Source organism: Kitasatospora sp. NBC_01250 (assembly GCF_036226465.1).
Classification (GTDB): Bacteria; Actinomycetota; Actinomycetes; order Streptomycetales; family Streptomycetaceae; genus Kitasatospora.
Window position 1 is genome coordinate 7,613,784 of record NZ_CP108476.1, and the last position, 21,593, is coordinate 7,635,376.

Annotated in this window: 20 protein-coding genes; 15 read left to right on the forward strand and 5 right to left on the reverse strand. The window is 72.5% G+C overall.

The window, feature by feature from the left end:
- Window positions 1–15: 15 nt before the first annotated feature.
- The gene (locus tag OG500_RS32310) at window positions 16–2,277 is read left to right on the forward strand and encodes a serine/threonine-protein kinase (RefSeq protein WP_329585266.1); all 2,262 of its coding nucleotides are present in this window, start codon (window positions 16–18) and stop codon (window positions 2,275–2,277) included.
- A gap of 112 nt (window positions 2,278–2,389) precedes the next feature.
- Here OG500_RS32310 and OG500_RS32315 read toward each other — a convergent pair whose 3' ends face one another.
- A complete protein-coding gene (locus OG500_RS32315; RefSeq protein ID WP_329585268.1) occupies window positions 2,390–2,980 on the reverse strand; it encodes a flavodoxin family protein in 591 nt (196 codons plus the stop codon).
- Between the two features lie 110 nt (window positions 2,981–3,090).
- Between OG500_RS32315 and OG500_RS32320 the strand changes: the two genes are divergently transcribed.
- The 3 genes from OG500_RS32320 to OG500_RS32330 all read left to right on the forward strand — a co-directional run bounded on the left by OG500_RS32320 (window position 3,091) and on the right by OG500_RS32330 (window position 6,296).
- The gene (locus tag OG500_RS32320; protein ID WP_329585271.1) at window positions 3,091–3,519 is read left to right on the forward strand and encodes a winged helix-turn-helix transcriptional regulator; all 429 of its coding nucleotides are present in this window, start codon (window positions 3,091–3,093) and stop codon (window positions 3,517–3,519) included.
- Window positions 3,520–3,611: 92 nt separating this feature from the next.
- On the forward strand, window positions 3,612–5,633 hold the full coding sequence (locus OG500_RS32325; RefSeq protein WP_329585274.1) for an NADPH-dependent 2,4-dienoyl-CoA reductase: 2,022 nt from the start codon (window positions 3,612–3,614) through the stop codon (window positions 5,631–5,633).
- A gap of 135 nt (window positions 5,634–5,768) precedes the next feature.
- Window positions 5,769–6,296, forward strand: coding sequence for a PadR family transcriptional regulator (locus tag OG500_RS32330; protein ID WP_327070377.1), 528 nt, complete (start codon window positions 5,769–5,771; stop codon window positions 6,294–6,296).
- A gap of 71 nt (window positions 6,297–6,367) precedes the next feature.
- On the opposite strand, the gene OG500_RS32335 is transcribed toward OG500_RS32330, so the two are convergent.
- The gene (locus tag OG500_RS32335; protein ID WP_329585278.1) at window positions 6,368–7,117 is read right to left on the reverse strand and encodes an SDR family oxidoreductase; all 750 of its coding nucleotides are present in this window, start codon (window positions 7,115–7,117) and stop codon (window positions 6,368–6,370) included.
- Window positions 7,118–7,207: 90 nt separating this feature from the next.
- Between OG500_RS32335 and OG500_RS32340 the strand changes: the two genes are divergently transcribed.
- The 3 genes from OG500_RS32340 to OG500_RS32350 all read left to right on the forward strand — a co-directional run bounded on the left by OG500_RS32340 (window position 7,208) and on the right by OG500_RS32350 (window position 9,378).
- Complete coding sequence (locus OG500_RS32340; RefSeq protein ID WP_329585281.1) at window positions 7,208–7,609, forward strand: winged helix-turn-helix transcriptional regulator; 402 nt, start codon at window positions 7,208–7,210, stop codon at window positions 7,607–7,609.
- Between the two features lie 106 nt (window positions 7,610–7,715).
- A complete protein-coding gene (locus tag OG500_RS32345) occupies window positions 7,716–8,312 on the forward strand; it encodes a TetR/AcrR family transcriptional regulator (RefSeq protein ID WP_327070380.1) in 597 nt (198 codons plus the stop codon).
- Between the two features lie 127 nt (window positions 8,313–8,439).
- Window positions 8,440–9,378: an SDR family oxidoreductase gene (locus tag OG500_RS32350; protein ID WP_327070381.1), complete on the forward strand. Its 939-nt coding sequence runs from the start codon at window positions 8,440–8,442 to the stop codon at window positions 9,376–9,378.
- A 241-nt stretch (window positions 9,379–9,619) separates the two neighbouring features.
- Here OG500_RS32350 and OG500_RS32355 read toward each other — a convergent pair whose 3' ends face one another.
- The gene (locus tag OG500_RS32355) at window positions 9,620–11,083 is read right to left on the reverse strand and encodes a glycoside hydrolase family 1 protein (RefSeq protein ID WP_329585286.1); all 1,464 of its coding nucleotides are present in this window, start codon (window positions 11,081–11,083) and stop codon (window positions 9,620–9,622) included.
- Between the two features lie 390 nt (window positions 11,084–11,473).
- On the opposite strand from OG500_RS32355, the gene OG500_RS32360 reads away from it, so the two are divergent.
- Window positions 11,474–12,544: a LacI family DNA-binding transcriptional regulator gene (locus OG500_RS32360; protein WP_329585289.1), complete on the forward strand. Its 1,071-nt coding sequence runs from the start codon at window positions 11,474–11,476 to the stop codon at window positions 12,542–12,544.
- Between the two features lie 43 nt (window positions 12,545–12,587).
- Here the strand turns inward: OG500_RS32360 and OG500_RS32365 are convergent, their stop codons facing one another.
- Window positions 12,588–13,145: a DUF3515 domain-containing protein gene (locus OG500_RS32365; protein ID WP_327070384.1), complete on the reverse strand. Its 558-nt coding sequence runs from the start codon at window positions 13,143–13,145 to the stop codon at window positions 12,588–12,590.
- 146 nt (window positions 13,146–13,291) lie between these two features.
- Window positions 13,292–13,846, reverse strand: coding sequence for a YceI family protein (locus OG500_RS32370; protein ID WP_327070385.1), 555 nt, complete (start codon window positions 13,844–13,846; stop codon window positions 13,292–13,294).
- Window positions 13,847–14,430: 584 nt separating this feature from the next.
- Here OG500_RS32370 and OG500_RS32375 point away from each other — a divergent pair.
- The 7 genes from OG500_RS32375 to OG500_RS32405 all read left to right on the forward strand — a co-directional run bounded on the left by OG500_RS32375 (window position 14,431) and on the right by OG500_RS32405 (window position 21,582).
- Window positions 14,431–15,774, forward strand: coding sequence for a serine hydrolase domain-containing protein (locus tag OG500_RS32375; protein ID WP_329585294.1), 1,344 nt, complete (start codon window positions 14,431–14,433; stop codon window positions 15,772–15,774).
- 264 nt (window positions 15,775–16,038) lie between these two features.
- Window positions 16,039–16,461 carry an ester cyclase gene (locus OG500_RS32380; protein WP_329585297.1) on the forward strand — a complete coding sequence of 141 codons (423 nt, stop codon included), beginning with the start codon at window positions 16,039–16,041 and terminating at the stop codon, window positions 16,459–16,461.
- A gap of 96 nt (window positions 16,462–16,557) precedes the next feature.
- Window positions 16,558–17,184, forward strand: a complete 627-nt coding sequence (locus tag OG500_RS32385) for a transglycosylase SLT domain-containing protein (RefSeq protein ID WP_442789379.1) — start codon at window positions 16,558–16,560, stop codon at window positions 17,182–17,184.
- Between the two features lie 195 nt (window positions 17,185–17,379).
- Entirely contained in the window at window positions 17,380–18,480 is a 1,101-nt protein-coding gene (locus OG500_RS32390) for a sugar ABC transporter substrate-binding protein (protein WP_327070390.1), read from the forward strand.
- 97 nt (window positions 18,481–18,577) lie between these two features.
- Window positions 18,578–19,363: an ATP-binding cassette domain-containing protein gene (locus OG500_RS32395; RefSeq protein ID WP_327070391.1), complete on the forward strand. Its 786-nt coding sequence runs from the start codon at window positions 18,578–18,580 to the stop codon at window positions 19,361–19,363.
- A 101-nt stretch (window positions 19,364–19,464) separates the two neighbouring features.
- Window positions 19,465–20,733: a sugar ABC transporter permease gene (locus OG500_RS32400; RefSeq protein WP_329587864.1), complete on the forward strand. Its 1,269-nt coding sequence runs from the start codon at window positions 19,465–19,467 to the stop codon at window positions 20,731–20,733.
- 633 nt (window positions 20,734–21,366) lie between these two features.
- Window positions 21,367–21,582, forward strand: a complete 216-nt coding sequence (locus OG500_RS32405; protein ID WP_327070392.1) for an MbtH family protein — start codon at window positions 21,367–21,369, stop codon at window positions 21,580–21,582.
- The last annotated feature ends 11 nt before the right edge of the window (window positions 21,583–21,593 follow it).

Genomic DNA, 21,593 nt, shown 5'->3' on the forward strand with positions numbered 1-21,593 from the left:
ACAGGGGAGCGCAGGATGTGGGGTCGGGGGACCGAGCTCGGGGGGCGTTACACGCTTGCCGAGCGGCTCGGCGGCGGGGCCATGGGCGAGGTCTGGTGTGCGGAGGACGGTGTCCTCGGACGCCAGGTCGCCGTCAAGATCCTGCTGCCGGCCCTGCTGGCCGACGCGACGTTCATGGAGCGGTTCCGGCGCGAGGCCAGGCTGCTCGCCTCGATCAACCACCCGGGCATCGTCGAGGTCCACGACTACGGCGAGAGCGAGGCCGGCGCCGGGAGCCCGGTCGCGTACATCGTCATGGAGCTGATCACCGGCCGGCCGCTGGACGAGGCGCTCGCCGAGAGCGGTCCGATGCCGGCCGAGCGGGCGCTGGGCATCGTCGCCCAGGCGCTGGACGCGCTGCACGCCGCGCACAAGCGGGGCATCGTGCACCGGGACATCAAGCCGTCCAACCTGATGCTGCGCGACGACGGCCGGGTGGCGGTGACCGACTTCGGCATCGCCAGCGCGATGGCGGGGACCCGGATCACCTCCACGCAGGCGGTGCTGGGCACGGCGCTGTACGTGGCCCCCGAGCGGGCGGAGGGTGCGTCGTCCGACCCGGCCTCCGACCTCTACTCGATGGGCGTGCTCTGCTACGAAATGCTGGTCGGGACACCGCCGTTCACGGGCGAGACGGCGCTGGAGATCGTGCTCAAGCACGTGCGGGAGCCGGCCCCGGAACTGCCCGGCGGGTTCGCGCAGCCGGTCCGGGACCTGGTGGCCATCGCGCTCGCCAAGACGCCCGAGGAGCGGTTCGCCGATGCCGCGGTGATGGCGGCCGCGGCGCGCGGTGCGGCCGAGGGGGTGCCGGTCGCGGAGGTGGTCGGGCGGACGGTGCCGCTGGGGGGCAAGGGCCGCCCGGGGGCGGTCGTGGTGGCGGCGGAGGCAGTGGAAGGGGCAGCGGGTGCTGCCGAGCCGGCGGCTGCGGTCGTGGCCGAAGGTGCTGCCGGGCCGGCGGCCGGGGTCGCGGTCGAAGGTGCTGCCGGGCCGGCGGCCGGGGTCGCGGAGGGTGCCGGGCCTGCTGCCGAGGTTGAGGCGGGCGGTGCAGCCGCTGCCGCCGACCCCGCGGCCACGTCGAACACCGCGACCGCCGGGAAGCAGACGCAGCCCGTGGTGGCCGCGCGCTCCCCGTGGTACCGGCGCCGCTTGGTGCTGCCGGTGCTGATCCCGTTCGGTGTCACGGCGGTGGTGGGGTCGGCGGTGCTCATCGACCGGACGCCGTTCAGCTCCGACGCGGCGGTGCCGGACGCGCGCCCGGCCGTGACGGCCTCCGCCGGGCAGTCGGGCAGCGCCTCGGCGTCGGGCGCGGGCTCGGCCTCGGCGTCCGCGTCGACGTCCGCCGGCGGCTCCGCCTCGCCGAGCGCGTCGGCCTCGGGGGCCTCACCCTCGCCCTCGGGTTCGGCGTCGCCGAGCGGCTCGGCGTCCCCGACCGCGGCCGGCGGCACGCCGTCCGGCGCGGGGCAGCCCGGGACGGGTGCCGGTGCGGGCGCGCGGACCGGGGGAGGCGGCGGCCAGCAGGGCGGTGGCGCGGCGAACGGCGGCGGCTCGGGCACCAGCGGTTCCGGTAGCGGTGGTTCGGCTAGCGGTGGCGGTGCGGGCAGCGGCGGCTCGGGCGGCGGTGCCGCCACGGGCGGTGGTGGCACCGGGAGCGGTGGGAGCGCGCCCGGTGGGTCCGCGGGCGGTGGCGGTGCGCAGAGCGGCGGCGGGTCGTCGGGCGGCGGCAGCACCGCGGGCGGCGGTGGTTCGGCGTCGGGCAGCCAGCCGAATCCGCCCGCGTCCAACAACCCGCCCGCCCCCGACCCGCCCGCCCCCAACCCGCAGCCCAGCTCCGCCGCGCCGGCCTCGGGTTGCGGCGGGGCGAACTGGGGCGCGATCGTCAATGTGGGGGACGGGCTCAAGGTCGGTCTGGCCGACGGCAACCCGTCGGGGAGCGGCGCGGTGATCATGGGTGGCAACACCGGCTACGGCTGGATCCACACGACGGGCCAGTGGGACACCTTCAGCGCCTGCACCATGAACGACAGTCTGCTGGGCATGCAGTACTACGGCGGGAGCGGCACTCAGCTCATCGCCGCCTCCGCCGGCATGGCCTCCTGGCGGATCGTGTCCGCTTCGTCCGGCGTGAACATCAGGGACTACCTGGGGCAGAACTGCCTGACCGACAACGGCGCGGGCAAGCAGCTCACCATGGGCACCTGCACGCCGGGCAACGCCTCCCAGGAGTGGCAGATCCCCTGACCCGAGTCCCCTGACCCGAGTCCCCTGACCCGAGTCCCGTCACCCGAGCGCGCGGCGCCGGTGGCTCTCCCCCCTGGGGGCGCGGCCACCGGCGCTTCGGCGTCTGCGCGGCTCAGGCGGCCAGCGCGGCCTTGCCGGCCAGCTGGATCCTGGTCTGCTCGGCGACGCGGCGGCCCAGGTGCTCGGCGGTGGCGATGTCCGCCTTGTGCACGCCCTCGGGGCCCTGGTCGTTGTTGGACTGGGCGGCGGCACCGAGGAAGAAGCCCAGGCGGTTGAGGTCGTTCTCCGAGGCGGTGCTGGAGTTCCAGCCCGGGTGCAGGCCCAGGCTCACCCAGCTCATGCCGTGCTGGGCGGCGAAGATGCTCAGGAACTGCAGGGTGGCGAGCTTGTCGCCGCTCTTCGAGGCGGAGTTGGTGAAGCCGGCCGCCAGCTTGTCGCGCCAGGCGGAGGCGAACCAGCGCTTGGCGCTGGCCTCGGCGAAGGTGTGGAAGGCGCCCGAGGCGCCGCCCATGTAGGTGGGCGAGCCGAAGACGATGGCGTCGGAGCCGTCCAGCAGCTCCCACTCGGCCTCGGTGATCGCGTCGACCTTGATCAGGTGGACGGTGGCGCCGGCCTCGGCGGCACCGGCGCGGACCGCCTCGGCGATGACGGCGGTGTGGCCGTAGCCGGAGTGGACGGCGATCGAGATGACGGGGCTGGTCACAGCGGTGCTCCTGGCTTTGGTGTGGATTCGCAAGTGCTAACGAAAGATAAGCACTGTGATTTAGAAAGCGCAACCCCAGGGTTAGCGCAGTGCCCGCGTACACTCCTGCTATGGCGACTGAGAGCTCCGCCGGGACCGTGACCGGCGATGGTGTGGACGGGCTGCCCTACAACGTGTTCGGGCGCGCCTGCCCGTCGCGGCACGTCCTGAAGGACGTCACGCACGCCTGGGGCAGCCTCACGCTGGCCGCGCTGGCCGACGGCACCTTCCGCTTCAACGAGCTGCGCCGCCGGGTGGACGGCGTGAGCGAGAAGATGCTGTCGCAGACCCTGCAGGCGCTGGAGCGGGACGGCCTGGTGCACCGCGATGCGCAGCTGACCAATCCGCCGCGGGTCGACTACGGACTCACGGAGCTGGGGCGCGAGGTGGCGGACCGGCTGCTCGCGCTGATCGCGCTGGTCGAGTCGCGGATGCCCGAGGTGGCGGCGGCGCAGCAGCGGTACGACGAAGGTCGTGACCGACAGTCGTCCGGGCTGTGACGAGCCCCGCTCCCCGGGCTTTATGAAACTAGTTGCATAGAGGTCGTCCTCGCCCCTACCGTGGAGTAACCACAGTCGCGAGGAGAGTCCGGATGACCGCCTACCCCCACCTGCTGCGCCCGCTCGACCTGGGATTCACCACGTTGCCCAACCGGGTGCTGATGGGTTCGATGCACGTGGGCCTGGAGGAGGCGCCCGACGGCTTCGAGCGGATGGCCGAGTTCTACGCCACCCGGGCCCGCGGCGGGGTCGGCCTGATCGTCACCGGCGGCATCGCGCCGAACGAGGCCGGTCGGCCGTGGGGCGGCGGCGCCAAGCTCAGCACCCCCGAGGAGGCGGCCGAGCACCGCGTGGTGACCGAGGCCGTGCACGCCGCCGGTGGGCGGATCGCCATGCAGATCCTGCACTTCGGCCGCTACGCCTACCACGAGGACCTGGTGGCGCCGAGCGCGATCCAGGCCCCGATCAGCCCCTTCGTGCCGAACGCCCTCACCGAGGAGCAGATCGAGCAGACCATCGAGGACTTCGCGCGCACCGCCGAGCTGGCCCAGCAGGCCGGCTACGACGGCGTGGAGATCATGGGCTCCGAGGGCTACCTGATCAACGAGTTCATCGCCGCGCCCACCAACCAGCGCGAGGACGCCTGGGGTGGCAGCTACCAGAACCGGATGCGGTTCCCGGTGGAGATCGTCCGCCGGGTGCGCGAGCGGGTCGGCCCCGAGTTCATCCTGATCTACCGGCTCTCCATGCTCGACCTGATCCCCGGCGGCTCCACGCTGGCCGAGGTGATCGAGCTGGCCCAGGCGGTGGAGGCGGCGGGCGCCACCATCATCAACACCGGCATCGGCTGGCACGAGGCGCGCATCCCCACCATCGCCACCTCGGTGCCGCGCGGCGCCTTCGCCTGGGTCACCAAGAAGGTGATGGGCTCGGTGGGCATCCCGCTGGTCACCACCAACCGGATCAACACCCCTGAGCTGGCCGAGCAGTTGCTCGCCGACGGCTGCGCCGACCTGGTCTCGATGGCCCGCCCGCTGCTCGCCGACCCGGACTTCGTCGCCAAGGCCGCGGCCGGCACCCCCGAGGCGGTCAACACCTGCATCGGCTGCAACCAGGCCTGCCTGGACCACACCTTCAGCATGAAGATCACCTCCTGCCTGGTCAACCCGCGGGCCTGCCACGAGACCGAGCTGGTGCTCTCGCCGACCAAGCTGCGCAAGCGTGTCGGCATCGTCGGCGCCGGCCCCGCCGGACTCGCCTGCGCGGTCTCCGCCGCCGAACGCGGCCACGCCGTCACGCTCTTCGACGCCGCCGAGACCATCGGCGGGCAGCTCAACATCGCCCGCCAGATCCCCGGCAAGGAGGAGTTCAACGAGACCCTGCGCTACTACCGCCACCAGCTGATGCAGCATCAGGTCGAGCTGCGGCTGGGTGCGTTGGTCACGGCCGAGACGCTGGCGGCGGAGGGCTTCGACGAGGTCGTGCTGGCCACCGGCGTCACCCCGCGCACGCCCGAGATCCCCGGCAGCGACCACCCGAGCGTGCTCAGCTACCTGGACGTGCTGCGCGACAAGGCGCCGGTCGGCGACCGGGTCGCGATCATCGGCGCGGGCGGGATCGGCTTCGACGTCGCCGAGTACCTCACCGACCCGGGCACCTCGGCCAGCCAGGACCCGGCCGCGTTCTTCGCGCAGTGGGGTGTGGACACCGAGCACAGCGGTGCCGGCGGCCTGCGGCCCGCGGTCCGGCCCGAGGTGAAGCGCCAGGTGCACCTGCTGCAGCGCAAGACCACCAAGGTCGGTGCCGGGCTCGGCAAGACCACCGGCTGGATCCACCGCACCGAACTCAAGCACCGCGGCGTGGTGATGGCGGCGGGCGTCGGCTACGAGCGGATCGACGACGCCGGGCTGCACGTGACGGTGGACGGCCAGCCGCAGCTGCTCCCGGTGGACACCGTGGTGCTCTGCGCCGGGCAGGAGCCGCGCCGCGAGCTGGTGGAGCGGCTGCAGGAGCTGGGGATCGAGCCGCACCTGATCGGCGGGGCGGACGTGGCGGCGGAGCTCGACGCCAAGCGCGCCATCGACCAGGGCACCAGGCTCGCGGCCTCGCTCTGATCCGAGTGCGCTGATCCCGAGTGCGCCGGGCCAGAGCGCTCGGGGCCACGCGTATCGGTCGTGGTCGGACCGGCTCGCCTGGAAACTAGGATGCTGTCGCAGTACCGTCGCGCAGTCCAGGAGAGCCGGTCCGCCATGTCGCTTCCGCACGCCATCCTCACCGCCCTGCTGGAGAAGCCCTCCTCCGGGCTGGAGTTGACGCGACGTTTCGACAAGTCGATCGGCTTCTTCTGGTCCGCCACGCACCAGCAGATCTACCGGGAGCTGGGCAAGCTGGAGCAGTCCGGACTGATCCGCTCACTGCCCCAGCCGCCCAGCCGGGGCCAGCGCAAGGCCTACGAGGTGCTGCCGGAGGGCCGGGCGGCGCTGGTCGACTGGGTCGCCGAGAGTCAGGACCCCAAGGCGGTCCGGGAGCCGCTGCTGCTGCGCCTGCGGGCGGCTGCGGTGGTCGGGGCGCCCGGCCTGCGGGGCGAGCTCGAACGCCATCTCGACCTGCACGAGCGGCAGTTGGCGGAGTACCTGGAGATCGAGCAGCACGACTTCCCGGCCGAGCAGGCGGCTGACGAGAACCGCCTGCAGCACCTGGTGCTCCGCGCGGGGATCGGCCTGGAGACCTTCTGGATCCAGTGGCTCACCGAGGCGCTGTCCGACACGGCGGGTTGAGTCCCCCGGGGCCGTCGCGTGCGGCGGCCTGCCTGCACGAGGCCGTCGCCGCTGACGGGCCGGCGGGGGCGTCAGCGCATGCCGCCGGAAGCGAGGATGACGTCCCCGGTGATCCAGCGTGCGTCGTCGGAAGCCAGGAAGGCCACGAGCGGGCCGTAGTCGTCGGGGACGCCCGTACGGCCCAGCGGGGTGGCGGCGATCGCCTGCGCTTCCTGGGCCGACCCGGCGTATCCCATGGCCCTGGTGCCCTCGGTGTCCGACGGGCCGGGCATGATCGCGTTGACGCGGATGCCGCGCGGGCCCAGTTCCTTGGCCGCGACGATGGTGAACGCGTTGACGGCGCTCTTGGACGCGACGTAGAGCGAGGCGTAGGGAGGGTGGCTGACCGTACCGGCCGTCGAGACGTTGATGATCGACGCGGCGTCGATGTCGTCCTGCGCGGCCAGGGCCTGCGTGGTCAGGATCGTGCCCAGGAGGTTCGTGGTCATCTCGCGCTGGAACTCGTCCTCGGTGATGCCCGACAGCGGCGCGAACGTGGCGACGGCCGCGTTGTTCACGAGCACGTCGACCGGGCCGAACGCCTCGCGCGCCCGGTCGAAGAGAGCGCGCACGTCGTCGCGGCTGGCCACGTCCGCCTGGACCGCGATCGCCCGGCCGCCCTTGGCGGCGATGCCCGCGACGACCCGCTCGGCGCCCTCCGCGTCCCCCCGGTAGTTCACCACGACGGCCGCGCCGGTCTCGGCCAGAGCCTTGGCGATCCCCGCGCCCAGACCCTTTGATGCGCCGGTGACGATCGCCGCACGTGCGTTGTTGCTGCTCACAGTGGCTCCTTGAACATGAGTGCTTGTGGAAGTCACCGTAGGAAAGCTGCTTACTGTTGGGAAGTACATACTTTTTTGTAAGCTGCTGTCATGATGGAGACGGAGCAGGTCGCGACAGCCGCCAGGCTGCTGACCCATGACACCTTCGACAACAAGTGCGCACTACGGCCGATCATGGATCAGACGACAAGCCGCTGGGCGACTCTGATCATCTCGGCCCTCGTCGCCGGCCCGCACCGCTTCGCGCGGCTGCACGCACGAGTGGGTGGCATCAGCCAGAAGATGCTGTCGCAGAACCTCAAGGCACTGGCCCGGGCCGGGCTTGTCGCCCGGCATGTCGCGCCCACCAACCCGCCCCAGGTCACGTACAGCCTGACGGAACTCGGCGTCAGCCTGGCCGGACCGCTGACCGATCTCATCCGGTGGTTCGGCCAGCACGGAGACGAGCTCCTCGCGGCCCAGCAGCACTACGACGGCCAGCAGGTGTGCTGAACCGCAGGCGGGTCGGGATGAGCGGGCAGTTCGCCGAGGCGTGACGCTGGGTGCTTTAATAAATGAACAGCCATTTACTAAGGGGATCGACTGAGGGAGCCGCCGCGTGGCCCGTCCCAGAACCATTGATGACGCGGCGATCCTGCAGGCCGCGGCCGAGGTGATCGGACGGGTGGGGCCCGCCGGACTGACCCTGGCGGCGGTGGCGCGCGAGGTCGGCATGGTCCCCGGCACCCTGGTGCAGCGCTTCGGCTCGAAGCGCGGCCTGCTGCTCGCGATGGCCGCCCGGTCCGCTGTGGACGCGGAGCGGCTCGCGGCCCGGGCGCGGGAACGGTACGCCTCCCCGCTCGACGCGCTGGCCGAACTGATCGTCACGTCCATGGCGCCGATGTCCACGCCCGAGACCTACGCCAACCACCTCGCCGCGCTCTGCATCGACCTGGCGGACGCGCAGTTCCGCGAGCAGGCCCTGCTGGTCCACCAAGCGCAGGGCCGGGCCATGGTCGCGCTGCTCGCCGAGGCGCTGGACGACGGCGTGCTCAAACCCGGCACCGACCTCGCCGCGCTGACCGCATCCTTGCAGGCGGTGGTCGCCGGTACCGGTCTGACCTGGGCGCTCGACCGGCACGGCACCCTGAACCAGCGGCTGCGCCACGAGGTCGGCCGGGCGCTGGCCCCGTACGTCCGGACCGTGCCGGGGTAGGTGGGCCCGGGGCCGGAAACGGGGCGGCACGCCCGCTGGTAGCACGACCGCACTGACGGCACTTCGCCGACACTGCTGACAGCACTTCGCCGACAGCATCGACAGCACCGGGGGACTTGGAGGACTCATGGGAAACCAGGCCGTTGTACGTCGGCCCGACCAGCCCGCCCGCCCACTCGCCGGGCAGGTGGCGCTGGTCGCCGGTGCCACCCGGGGCGGTGGGCGCGGCATCGCGGTCGAGTTGGGCGCCGCCGGAGCGACCGTCTACGTCACCGGTCGCAGCAGCGCGGCGGGCCGTTCCGAGCTGGACCGGCCGGAGACGATCGAGGAGACGGCCGCGCGGGTGACCGCCGCCGGCGGGCTGGGCATCGCGGTGCGGGTCGACCACAGCCGACCCGAGCAGGTCCGGGCGCTGGCCGAGCGGATCGCGGCCGAGCAGGACGGACGGCTGGACCTGCTGGTCAACTCGATCTGGGGCGGCGACCCGCTGACCGACTGGGAACACCCGCTCTGGGAGCAGGACTTGGAGGTCGGTTTCCGGCTGCTGCGGCAGGCGGTGGACACCCATGTGATCACCAGTCGCCATGTCCTCCCGCTGCTGGTCGCGCGCGGGCGCGGGCTGGTGGTGGAGGTCACCGACGGCAACACCGCCCGCTACCGGGGCAGTGTCTTCTACGACTTGGCGAAGTCCTCGGTGATCCGCCTGGCCGTCGCGCAGGCCGCCGAGCTGAGGCCGCACGGTGTCGCGGCCCTCGCGCTCACGCCGGGCTTCCTGCGCTCGGAGGAGGTGCTGGATCACTTCGGCGTCACCGAGCGGAACTGGCGGGACGCCGTGGCCAAGGACCCGGACTTCGCCTACTCGGAGACCCCGGCCTATCTGGGCCGGGCGGTCGTCGCGCTGGCCGCCGACCCCGAGGTCATGGCCAAGTCCGGTCGTGCGCTCGCCACATGGGGCCTGTACCGGGAGTACGGCTTCACCGACACGGACGGCAGCACGCCGGACTGGGCCGCGCACTGGGCCGAGAGCCTGGAGTCCGCGCACGGTCCGCTGGGCGACCCGCTCTGAAGCGCTGAGCAGCCGGGCCCGGTGGAGCCGTCACCGGGCCCGGCCGCCCAGCGAGGCGAGGGTCTCCTCCAACCAGCGTCCGGGCCCGGGCCACCACCGCCGCCGGCCCGGCCGGTTCGCCCAGGGTTTGTCTGACAAGCCCTCGGACGGCGAGGCCCAGCTCGCCGCAGGCAGAGGCCGAGATCCCAGCTCGGCGCATCGCCCACCTCCCCAGGTGCGGGCCCAAGGTCGCGGTGGGGCGTCAACTTCCCTCGGGCAGTGCGTCGATGGCATGGCGGCGAGCTGCATCGGCGTACCAGGCGGCGCTGGACTTCGGGGTCCGGCGCTGGGTCGGGTAGTCGACGTGGACCAGGCCGAAACGCTTGCTGTAGCCGTAGGACCACTCGAAGTTGTCCAGCAGTGACCAGACGAAGTAGCCCCGCACCGGCGCGCCGTCGGCGATCGCGCGGTGGACGGCGGCCAGGTGTCCGTGCAGGTAGGCGATGCGCTGCGGGTCGTGGACCGCGCCGGTCGGTGCGGGACGGTCGTCGTAGGCGGCGCCGTTCTCGGTGATCAGCAGGGGCAGGCCGGGGTGGGCGCGCGACACCTCGGTGATCAACTCGTGCAGTCCGGTGGGGTCGACGGCCCAGCCCATCTCCGTCGTCTCGCCGGGCGGACGGTGGAAGAGGACCCGGTCGGCGCCGGGCCAGGGCGAGTGCTCGCCGCCGCCGTGGCCGTCGGTACCCCTGTCGCCCCCGGTGTTCGGCTCGGTGGGAACGACGCCCGAAACCAGCGTCGGCGTGTAGTAGTTGAGGCCGAGCAGGTCGATCGAGCCGGCGATGGTCCGCTCGTCGCCGGGGCGGACCAGGGTGTCCCAGTCGACCAGGGCAGCGGTGTCCAGCAGCAGGTCTTCGGGGTAACGCCCTTGCAGAATAGGGCCGGTGAAGATCCGGTTGCCGACGGCGTCGATCCGCCGTGCGGCCTCCAGGTCGGCGGGTGCGTCGGTGAGCGGGCGGACCTGGTGGAGATTCAGGCAGATGGTGGCCTGTGCGGTGGTGGGGAGCGTGGCGCGCAGTGCGCTCAGGGCCAGGCCGTGGCCGAGGTTGAGGTGGTGGGCGGCGCGCAGCGCGTCGCCGGGGTCGGTGCGGCCCGGGGCGTGGACCCCCGAACCGTAGCCGAGGAAGGCGGCGCACCAGGGCTCGTTGAGGGTGGCCCAGATACCGGCCCGGTCGCCGATGGCGCCGGCCACGAGTGCGGCGAACTCGCCGAAGCGCTCGGCGGTGTCCCGCGCCGGCCAGCCGCCCTGGTCCTCCAACTCCTGGGGCAGGTCCCAGTGGTACAGGCTGACCACGGGCCGGATGCCGGCGGCGAGGAGTTCGTCGGTCAGCCGACGGTAGAAGTCCAGTCCGCGCTGGGCGGCCGGTCCCCGGCCGGTGGGCTGGACCCGGGGCCAGGAGACGGAGAACCGGTAGGCGCCGAGGTTGAGGCGGGACAGCAGGGCGACGTCCTCGCGGTAGCGGTGATAGTGGTCGGCGGCGCGGTCGCCGCTCTCACCGCCCAGGACCTTGCCGGGCGTTCGGCAGAAGGTGTCCCAGATCGACGGTGTCCGACCGTCCTCCTGGGCGGCGCCCTCGATCTGGTAGGCCGAGGTGGCCGCACCCCACAGGAAGTCAGACGGGAAGGCGAGTTGGGCGGCGGGTCCATCGGTGGGCGGCAGCAGGGGCATGACGCACGCTCGCAGGGGGTGGGAGGGCCGACGGGTGGCTGGGGTGGTGCTGGGTGCTGGGGTTCTGCGGCCTGGGGCGGTGGGAGCAAGGGGAGGTGGGAGCGCTCCCAGAAATCGTTCCGGCAGACTCCCGCCCGCCGAGGTGGACTGTCAAGGGGACGGTCGGGGGATCGGGGTCGGGGTGGCCGATGGCAGAGGTCAACTGGCAGCTGTCAGCGTCCTGTTGCCGGATGACGGTCAACGGATGACAGCGCCTGACCGACAGAGAACAGAGAACAGCTGACAGATAATGAAATCTGTCAGTCCCCTCGACAATCCACGGCTAACCCACAGGATTGCCTGCCACAATGTCCCCTTGCCCCAGGTCAAGACCGTCGTACGAGGTGACAGATGAGCAGCTCAACCGCACAGCGCCCCGCCGGGCCCTCGGCCGGCACTGCGGGCGGGCGCGGGCTGCGGCGGCCCACGCTGGAGGAGGTGGCGTCGCTGGCCGGGGTCGGGCGCGGCACCGTCTCCCGCGTGATCAACGGCTCGCCCCGGGTCAGCGACCGGACCAGGGCGGCGGTCGAGCAGGCGGTGGCCGAACTCGGCTACGTGCCCAACCGGGCGGCCCGCACCCTGGTCACCTCGCGCACCGACGCGATCGCGCTGGTGGTCCCGGAGGCCGAGACCCGGCTCTTCTCGGAGCCGTACTTCTCCGGCATCATCAGCGGAGTCTGCGCGGAACTCGCCGAGACCGACATGCAGTTGCTGCTCGTCCTGGTGCGCAACCAGCGTGAGCGCGAACGGCTCTCCGCCTACCTGCGCGCCCAGCGGGTGGACGGTGTGCTGCTGGTGGCCGTGCACTGCGACGATCCGCTGCCGGCCGTGCTGGAGGACCTGCGGATCCCCACCGTGCTGGCCGGGCGGCGCGGGGACCAGGAGTCGCTCGGCTACGTCGCCGCCGACAACGCGGGCGGTGCCCGGAGCGCGGTGCGCCATCTGGTGGCGCAGGGCCGGGAGCGGATCGCCACCATCACCGGTCCGCTGGACATGGATGCCGCCCGGGCCCGCCTCGCCGGCTACCGCGACGCCCTGGCGGAGGCCGGCCAGGACTGCCGGGAGGAGCTGGTGGGCCTCGGCGACTTCACCGAACAGGGCGGCCGGGCGGCGATGCGCGAGCTGCTGGACCGCGTCCCGGACCTGGACGCCGTCTTCTGCGCCTCGGACGTGCTCGCCGCCGGCGCGCTCCAGGTGCTGCGGGCGGCCGGCCGCCGGGTGCCGGAGGACGTGGCGCTTGTCGGCTTCGACGACTCGATCGTGGCCCGGCACACCGACCCCGCGCTGACCAGCGTGCGGCAGCCGATCGAGCTGATGGGCCGCACGATGACCCGGTTGCTGCTGGACGAGATCGCCGACCCCGGGCGACCCGGCCGTCAACTGGTGATGCCCACCGAGCTGGTGGTCCGCGACTCGGCCTGACGAATCGTCAGACGATGCCGGAGGGGGCCGGTCGCCGCGGGCCCTACTGGTCGGTGTCCTGCCCGGTGCTGAACTGCCCGTTGAGGTCCGGGACGGTGCTCAGGATGGCCGGGGAGACCACGCCGAGCGCGTCCGTCGGGTAGGTCACGGCCTTGGCGGGCACGCTCACCTCGACGTAGGTGGCGCGCAGCGTGGTGGTGAAGCGGTAGCCGCCGTGGCCGTCGTTCTCCAGGTACCACTGGAGGCCGTCGACGTTCGGGCCGGTCGACTCCTGGTTCGCCAGGATGTTGAGCGAGGCCGGCCGGGGCACCCCGCAGCGCAGCACGGTGCGGGGCGAGGTCTGCCAGACGGCCACGTAGCGGGAGCCCGCCGGGTCGGCGCGCGGGTGGTCGACCATCGTGCTCGGCAGTGCCTTCATCAGCGCGGTGCAGTAGCCGGCCGACGTGGCGTCGGGTGTCGGTGCGGTGAGCGGCGGCTGGTAGGTGCCGCCGCTCATCAGTACCGCTCCGGTGCAGCCGATCAGCACCACCGGAGCGGCCAGCCAGCGCACCGGCGCGGGCAGGGCCTGCAGAGCGCGCAACGGGCGCTGGAATCGAGACACCGATCGATCGTAACCGGCCTCCATGAGCGCCGGCCGGGGCCCCTGCCCTGCGGTCCGCGTCCTGCGGTCCGCCCGGTCGGCGCGGGGGCTCGGCCGGTGCGGGTCGGTCGGCGCGGGGGCCGGCCGGTGCGCGGCAGCAGGCGTGGTCAGCCCTGGCGGATCGCCGAGACGTCGAACTCGAGCACGACCTTGTCGCCGACCAGTACCCCGCCGCCCTCCAGCGGGGCGTTCCAGGTGATGCCGTAGTCCTTGCGGCTGATCGTGGTGGAGCCCTCGAAGCCGAGCCGCAGGTTGCCGTAGGGGTCGCGGGCGCTGCCGTCGAACTCCACGTCCAGGCTGACGGGCCGGGTGACGTCCTTGATCGTCAGGTTGCCGGTCAGGCGGTAGCGGTCCCCGTCGAGTGCCTCGATGCCGGTGGAGGCGAAGACGATCTCGGGGAAGTTCGGCGCGTCCAGGAAGTCGTTGGTGCGCAGGTGGCCGTCGCGCTGCTCGTTGCCGGTGTCGATGCTGCCGGTCTTGATCGTCACGGTGGCAGTCGACTTGGCCGGGTCCGACCCGTCCAGGTGCGCGCTGCCCTCGAACTCCTTGAAATGGCCGCGGACCTTGGTGACCATCGCGTGCCGGGCCACGAACCCGATCCTGGTGTGGGCCGGGTCCAGCTGGTAGTCACCGGTCAGCTCGGTGAGCGGGGTGCTGCTCATGCGTCCTCCAGAGACGTCCGAATCATGGTGGGGCCGGAGTGCGGGCGGGGCGATCGCGGGGGCGGCCCGGCCCTGGTGTCCACCGTGACACGGCGGCGGGCGCGTCGGGGGCTGCGACCCGCGGGACCCGGGGCACCGCTGGTCACGCCTCGCCGGTGCTCAGGCCGCGCCGGTGCTCACGTGAGTGGTCATGCCTCGCCGGGCTCCGGCTCCACGGGCGGGGGACCGCCGGGCTGCGGCTCCCGGGGCTCGGGTCCTCCTGGCTCCGGCTGCCCGGGCTCGGGGCCGGGGACCGGTGGCCAGGGAGCGGGCGGTGCCGGGGCCGGCGGCCGGGGCTCCGGCGCGTACGGGGGAGCGGCGTCCGGATCCGAGGGGAAGGGGATGGACATGATCCTCACCTCGTCGGTCGCGTACCCGGTCGTGACCGCCTCAATCACCTCAGCCGCCTGGGCCCGCCTGGGGCGCCCGCGTTCCCTGGCCCTGGCCCCGGCCCCGGTCCGCCCGCGGTGCTTCGCGGGCGGACCACTAGAGTCCGTCCCGGCCGGTTGATCAAGGCCGGCCGGTCGGGCAACGGGAGGGTGACCATGCTGGACGGTTTGACGGATTTCTGCACCGAGGTGCTGGCGGAACACGACTGCCCGTCGGTCTCGGTGGCGGTGGCCGAGCACGGTGAGCCGGTGCTGGCCGAGGCGTACGGCTGGGCGGACCTCGCGGCCCGGCGCCCGGCCACGCCGCAGACCGCGTATTCGCTCAACTCCATCACCAAGACGTTCACCGCGATCGGCTGCTGCCTGGCGGCGGACGCGGGTCTGCTCGACCTGGACACCCCGGTGCCCGGCCCGTACGCCCGGCCGTACGCCTGGGCCGCGCCGTGGCCGGACCCGACGCTGCGCCAGCTGCTCCAGCACCGCGGTGGCCTGGGCGGCTACTACAACTTCGAGTACGCGGACGGGCCGCTGATCGACCCGGCCGGCTATCTGACGCTGCTGCGCGAGCCCGGCAGCGGCTTCGAGTACTCCAACCTCGGCTACCTGCAGGTGGGACGCCTGCTGGAGTCGGTCACCGGGCAGGCGCTGCCCGACTTCCTGCGCGAGCGCCTCTTCGAGCCGCTCGGCCTGCCCGGTCTGCGGCTCGGCGTCGACTGCCCGGGGCCCAGGGCCGAGCGCTACACCGCGGACCGGCGCGCCTACCCCCTGTACCGCAGCGGCACGCCGGTCGCCTCGGCCGGCTGGGGGACGGCCGAGAACCTGGTGCTCCTCGCCCAGCGCTACCCGGAGCTGCTGCGGCCCGGGACGCTGGCCGCGATGCACGCGGGGCAGCCGGTCAACGAGCACGTCGCCTACGGGCTGGGCTGGAACCTCGCGCGCGGGGCCGGTCCGGTGATCCACAGCCACGGCGGCGGAGGTGCCGGGGTGGCGGCGATGCTGTTGGCGGTGCCCGAGCTCGGGCTCTCGGTGGCGGTGCTCTGCAACAGCACCGACAAGACCGCGCGGGACAAGGTGATCGACCATGTGATGGGCGAGCTGGTCCCGGGGTACCGGCCGGAGCTGATCGCGCCGATGACGCCCGAGCCGGTGCTGGCGATGGAACTGCCCGCGGGCCGGTGGGCGGGCACGGTCGCGGTGCCCGGCGGTGCGCTGCCGGTGGAGCTGGGGATCCTGGCGGACGGCCGGATCGAGGTCGGGCTGCCCGGCGCCGGCCGGGCGACGGTGCCCGCGGTGGCCTCGCGGAGCTGGGCGCTGCGGGCCGCCGTTCCGCTCCAGCTGCCCACGCCGGACGCGCGGTTGAACACCCCGGCGATGGTGCTCGAACTGCGGGCCGCGCAGGAGCGGTTGACCGGGGTGCTGCGCACGTACAAGGACGGCGACCGCGAGGGCTGGTACGGAAACTACCTGACCCACCCGGTGGAGCTGGTCGAGCACTCCTGAAACGGCCTGTGGCCAGAGGAAGTGACGATGCATCAGATAAGACCGGCGCGGGAGAGCGACGCTGCCGAACTCGGATGGGTTCAGCTCGCGGCCTGGTTGGCGGCCTGTCCCAATCCGGCGGCCGGCGAACGCGAGCTGTGGAAGGGCCGGTTGCCCAACGTGCGGATGCGTCGCGCCGCTGATGGCGCAGTGCCCGCCGACGCTGGTGGCGGTGCGCTGTGACGGTCTAGCGTCAGGGCCCCCGACCAAAGGAAGTGGGCCGCCATGGAGTTGACCGCCGACCCCACCCCGCTGGAGCTCTACCGCGCCTGGAACGATCGCCTGCTGGCCGGTGACATCAAGGGTGCCGCCGAACTGATCGACGCCGAGCACTGGTTGGAGAAGTGTCTCGGACTGACCGAGTGGCTCACCGACTTCGAGGTCGCCGTGGGCCACTACGTCAAGAACATGGTCACGCCCTGGGCCGACCTGTCGATGACGGAGGAGGAGGTGGTGGAGGGCGCCGACGCCGTCACGGTGCGCTTCCGGGTGGAGGCCACTCATGTCGGCGAGTTCCTCGGCCTCCCCGCGACCGAGCGCCGGGTCGCCTTCCAGGTCATCCGGATCGTGCGGGTGGCCGGCGGCCGGGTGACCGGGCAGTGGGCCCAGTTGGACCTGTGGGGCATCCACCAGCAGCTCACGCAGTAGCGTAAGGGAAGGGACCGGACGGAAGGCGGGGTGGCGCGGGTGCGCAGGTACGGGCGAGCGGTGGCGGGGGTGGCCGCCGTGCTGGCGTTGGGGTTCATGGTCCACGGCGTGCGCGGCGGTGACCACGGCAGCGCCGGCGCGGGCCCGGCCGCCGGCTCGCCCGCCCCGGGATCCTCCACCGCGCCGGGCGGCAGCGCAGCGGGCGCGGGCACCGCCGTCCCCGTGCCCAGCGCCTCCAGCTACGACCCCGCCCAGTACGCCGCCCAGGTCAAGGCCCGGGCCGGGCAGGCCGGGATCGATCCGCAGCTGCTGATGGCGATCCTCTACAACGAGTCCTACAAGCCGCACGACCCGGCCGCGGAACGCGCCTGGCAGGCGCTCAAGCCCGACGCCGCCTTCGGGATCGCCAACATGCACCGGGCCGCCTTCGACGACACCAAGGCCGGCCGGGACTTCGCCGGCCGGCAGTGGGAGCAGCTGCCCGACGACCCGGACCTCGCGATCGAGGCGGCGGCCTGGTTCCTGCACGACCTGGGCACCCAGCTGCCCGCGCACCCGGCCACCTCGCTCGACCGGGACGAGCTGCTGGCGCTGGGCTACAACGCCGGGGCCGGCAACATGCTGGCCTTCGCCCGCGGCACCTCGCCCGGCCCGGCGGCCCGCACCTACCTGGACCAGCTGCACGCCAACTGGGACAAGGCGGCGGCGGCCCTCAAGCAGTAGCCGGCCCGGCGGCCCGGTGCGGTGGCCGAACCGCTGAGGCCTCCTCACCCCGGCCCCGGCGGGCCCCGGCGGTGGAACCTGACCTGCCATCATCGGAGGGATGCCGCTCCTCGTTCGGCGCAGCCCGGCTCGTGCCGTCGGTGCCCTGTTCGCAGACTCGGTCACGGGGGAGACCGGGACCACGAGAGGCATCCGATGAAGATCGTTCTGCGCCGGGCGGCCGTTGCCACCACCATCCTCGGTCTGGCCGTCGGCGCGAGCGCCTGCGGCAGCGCCAAGAAGTCCACCAGCAGCGCGGGTGCGAGCAGCTCGACGGCCGCGCTGAAGATTGGGCTGCTGCTGCCGGAGTCCAAGACGACCCGCTACGAGCAGTTCGACAAGCCGCTGATCGAGGCCCGGATCAAGCAGCTGGCCCCGAACGCGACGGTCGACTACTACAACGCCAACCAGGACGCCACGGTCCAGCAGACCCAGGTGGACACCGCCCTCACCAAGGGCGACCAGGTGCTGATCCTGGACGCGGTGGACGCCAAGGCGATCCAGTCCTCGGTGCAGAAGGCCCACGACGCGGGGGTCAAGGTGGTCGCCTACGACCGGCTGGCGCAGGGGCCGGTCGATGCCTACGTCTCCTTCGACAACACCAAGGTGGGCCAGCTCCAGGGGCAGGCGCTGGTCGCCGCGGTCGGCGGCAAGTCGGGCAGCGGCGAGATCATCATGATCAACGGCTCGCCCACCGACCCGAACGCCGCGCAGTTCAAGGCCGGTGCGCACAGCGCGATCGACGGCAAGCTGAAGATCGGCAAGGAGTACGACACGCCGAACTGGGACCCGAACAACGCCAACCAGGAGGCCGCCGCCGCGATCACCGCGCTGGGCGCGCAGAACGTGGTCGGCGTCTACTCCGCCAACGACGGCATGGCCGCGGGTATCGCCACCGCGCTCAAGGCCGCCAACCTGAGCGTGCCGCTGACCGGTCAGGACGCCCAGTTGGACGCGGTGCAGCGGATCCTGGCCGGCACCCAGACGATGTCGATCTACAAGCCCTACAAGCCGGAGGCGGACACCGCCGGCACCATGGCGGTCGACCTCGCCACCGGCACCGCGATCGCCGCCTCGGTGGCCCCGACCACCGCGACCAGCGGCAGCGGCACCAAGGTGAAGTCCGAGCTGATCACCCCGACCGTGCTGACCAAGGACAACATCAAGACCACCGTGGTGGCCGACGGCCTCTACACGGTGCCGCAGATCTGCACCCCCGACTTCGCCGCCGACTGCACCGCGGCCGGGCTGCAGTAGCCGCGCACGCGGGTGAGGCGACCCGGCGGCTCCCTGGTGGGCCGCTCGGGGCAAGGGCGGCGGGCCGGGTGGCAGAGGGCGGAAGGGAGCGGCTGCGATGGCAGGCGAAGGTCGACCGGTGCTGGCCCTGCGCGGGGTCTCCAAGCGGTTCGGTGCGGTGCAGGCACTGACCGACATCGAGCTGGAGGTACGCACGGGGGAAGTGCTCGCGCTGGTCGGTGACAACGGCGCGGGCAAGTCGACCCTGGTCAAGGCGATCGCCGGGGTCAACCAGCCGGACGAGGGCGTGATCGAGTGGCAGGGCCGCCCGGTCTCCGTCCACCGGCCGCAGGACGCCCAGCACCTGGGGATCGCCACCGTCTACCAGGACCTCGCGCTCTGCGACAACCTGGACGTGGTCGGCAACCTCTTCCTCGGGCGCGAGCTGAAGCGGTTCGGGGTGCTGGACGAGGTCGCGATGGAGCAGCGCTCGCGCGCGCTGCTGGACACCCTGTCGATCCGGATCCCCAGTGTCCGGATCCCGATCGCCTCGCTCTCCGGCGGTCAGCGCCAGGTGGTCGCGATCGCCCGCTCGCTGATCGGTTCGCCCAAGGTGGTCATCCTGGACGAGCCGACCGCGGCGCTCGGCGTCGAGCAGACCGCGCAGGTCCTGGACCTGGTCGAGCGGCTGCGCGAGCAGGGCCTCGGGGTGATCCTGATCAGTCACAACATGGCCGATGTGATGGCCGTCGCGGACCGCGTCGCGGTCCTGCGGCTGGGCCGCAACAACGGGGTCTTCGACCGGCGCTCGACCAGCCAGGAACAGATCATCTCGGCCATCACCGGCGCCACGGACAACGCCGTGACCCGCCGCCAGGCCCGCGGGACGGAGGGCACCCAGTGAGCGACGACCCCAGCACCCCGCCCGAGGGCGGGCGCTTCGAGGAGGGCCGTTTCGAGGAGGGCCGCCACGAGGAGCGGCGCCACCAGCTGCCCGAGGACGCGATGCCCACCGGCGGGGTCAACGCGCCGGTCCCGGTGGCCGCCGAGGCGATCCCGGCGGTGGACCCGCGGCTGATCGTCCGCCAGGAGGGCCTCAAGGGCTACCTCGGTGAGTTCCGCCGCCGGATCAGCAGCGGTGAACTCGGTTCGCTGCCGGTGGTGCTGGCGCTGGTCGTGATCTGGGCCGTGTTCGGCAGCCTGAACAGCAGCTTCCTGTCCGCGCAGAACCTCTCCAACCTCTCCCAGCAGATCGTCGGCACGGGGATGATCGCGATCGGCGTGGTCTTCGTGCTGCTGCTCGGCGAGATCGACCTGTCGGTCGGTTCGGTCAGCGGCCTGTGCGCGGCGATCTACGCGGTGCTGGAGGTCACCCACGGGGTGAACCAGTGGGTGGCGCTCATCGTGGCGCTCGCGGGCGGCGCGGTGGTCGGCTTCATCCAGGGCACCTTCTTCGCCCGGATCGGGGTGCCCGCCTTCGTGGTCACCCTGGCCGGCAACCTGGGCTGGAACGGGCTGATGCTCCAGGTGCTCGGCGCCAACGGCACGGTCAACCTCTCCGGCCGCGACATCGTCTCGCGGCTCTACAGCACCATCTACGGGCAGCAGATCGCCGCCTACGGGCTGGCCACGGCCGGCGTGGTGCTCTTCCTGGCCGCCTCGCTGCTGGACTCCGCCCGGCGCCGCAAGGCCGGCGTGCCGTCCCGGCCGGTCGCCGAGATCGCGCTGCGCACCGTCGCGCTCGCCGTGGTCAGCTACCTCGCCGCCTACACCCTGAACCAGTACAAGGGCCTGCCGCTGGCGCTGCTGGTCTTCCTGGTCTTCATCGTGGCGCTGGACTTCGTGCTGCGCCGCACCGGTTACGGGCGCAAGGTCTTCGCGCTCGGCGGCAACATCGAGGGTGCCCGCCGGGCGGGCATCAACGTGGTCTGGACCCGGATCTCGGTCTTCACCATCTGCTCGACCATGGCGGCCGTCGGCGGCCTCTTCCTGGCCGCGCAGATCCAGTCCGCGAGCCAGACCTCGGGCGGCGGCAACCTGCTGATGAACGCGATCGCGGCGGCCGTCATCGGCGGCACCAGCCTCTTCGGCGGGCGCGGCACGACCTGGTCGGCGCTGCTGGGCGCGCTGGTGATCGGCTCGATCCAGTCGGGGATGAACATCGAGGGGCTGAGCAACGCCATCCAGTTCATGATCACCGGTGCCGTGCTGCTCGCCGCGGTGGTCATCGACTCGCTGGCCCGGCGCACCCAGAAGGCGGCGGGACGCGCCTGAGCGCCCGTCATGGTCCGGCTTTCGGACGGGTGGTAACCGTTCCGCTTCCGAAGGATCACGGATCGGTGTAACCAAACCTCGGTGCCGACGCGTTCTTAGGTGTGAGCGGCGCGAGAGCCGCCGGCCCGCCTCCTCGCGAGGCGGGCCCGCCCAGCGACGGAGTGTGAGACCTTGCCCCAGCAGGCCCCTTCCCGACCTGTCCGACGGCCCCGAGCCGGCGTACGGGCGGCGCGCTCGTGCGGTTCAGATCCGGAACGCCTTTTTCCCGCAGTCCGGTTGTCGAGAGCGGGCCTGTCCGGGTGTGCTCCCGGAGTCGCCCGCGGCAGATTCTTTTCATGATCCTTCGCGCGTTGACAGCTCCGTCACCGAGCTCCTAGGTTGAAAGCGCCGCACGGCACCTGATGCAGCGTCACATACCGGACCGCTGCTGGGTCGTGGGCATGCCACGGGGGTGCGACAGGCCGGCGCCGTGCGCACCGCGCAGGCCGGCTCCGTCCGGCTCCACACACTCTTCCCGCCGCCGAACGCGCGGCTGAACACACGGCTGAACGCGCCCGCGCCGCCGTCCTCCCGACAGGGGCCGGCCGGTGCGCGCTGCTCCGTTCCCGCCTGCAGAGATCGAGAAGGTGAAGCATGGCCAATCCATTCGAGAACGACGACGCCCAGTACCAGGTCCTGGTCAACGACGAGGGGCAGCACTCGCTCTGGCCCGTGGCGATCGAGGTGCCGGCCGGCTGGACGGCGCGGTTCGGCCCGGCGGCGCGCGAGGCGTGCCTCGCCCATGTCGAGGAGCACTGGACCGACATGCGTCCGCTCAGCCTGGTCCGCGAGATGGACGCGTCGTCCTGACGGACGCGCGT

Coding starts and splice junctions, on each gene's coding strand:
- OG500_RS32310 (WP_329585266.1), top strand. CDS start 16: ATGTGGGGTCGGGGGACCGAGCTCGGGGGGCGTTACACGCTTGCCGAG.
- OG500_RS32320 (WP_329585271.1), top strand. CDS start 3,091: ATGGCGACTGAGAGCTCCGCCGGGACCGTGACCGGCGATGGTGTGGAC.
- OG500_RS32325 (WP_329585274.1), top strand. CDS start 3,612: ATGACCGCCTACCCCCACCTGCTGCGCCCGCTCGACCTGGGATTCACC.
- OG500_RS32330 (WP_327070377.1), top strand. CDS start 5,769: ATGTCGCTTCCGCACGCCATCCTCACCGCCCTGCTGGAGAAGCCCTCC.
- OG500_RS32340 (WP_329585281.1), top strand. CDS start 7,208: ATGATGGAGACGGAGCAGGTCGCGACAGCCGCCAGGCTGCTGACCCAT.
- OG500_RS32350 (WP_327070381.1), top strand. CDS start 8,440: ATGGGAAACCAGGCCGTTGTACGTCGGCCCGACCAGCCCGCCCGCCCA.
- OG500_RS32355 (WP_329585286.1), bottom strand. CDS start 11,083: ATGCCCCTGCTGCCGCCCACCGATGGACCCGCCGCCCAACTCGCCTTC.
- OG500_RS32360 (WP_329585289.1), top strand. CDS start 11,474: ATGAGCAGCTCAACCGCACAGCGCCCCGCCGGGCCCTCGGCCGGCACT.
- OG500_RS32370 (WP_327070385.1), bottom strand. CDS start 13,846: ATGAGCAGCACCCCGCTCACCGAGCTGACCGGTGACTACCAGCTGGAC.
- OG500_RS32375 (WP_329585294.1), top strand. CDS start 14,431: ATGCTGGACGGTTTGACGGATTTCTGCACCGAGGTGCTGGCGGAACAC.
- OG500_RS32380 (WP_329585297.1), top strand. CDS start 16,039: ATGGAGTTGACCGCCGACCCCACCCCGCTGGAGCTCTACCGCGCCTGG.
- OG500_RS32385 (WP_442789379.1), top strand. CDS start 16,558: ATGGTCCACGGCGTGCGCGGCGGTGACCACGGCAGCGCCGGCGCGGGC.
- OG500_RS32390 (WP_327070390.1), top strand. CDS start 17,380: ATGAAGATCGTTCTGCGCCGGGCGGCCGTTGCCACCACCATCCTCGGT.
- OG500_RS32395 (WP_327070391.1), top strand. CDS start 18,578: ATGGCAGGCGAAGGTCGACCGGTGCTGGCCCTGCGCGGGGTCTCCAAG.
- OG500_RS32400 (WP_329587864.1), top strand. CDS start 19,465: ATGCCCACCGGCGGGGTCAACGCGCCGGTCCCGGTGGCCGCCGAGGCG.
- OG500_RS32405 (WP_327070392.1), top strand. CDS start 21,367: ATGGCCAATCCATTCGAGAACGACGACGCCCAGTACCAGGTCCTGGTC.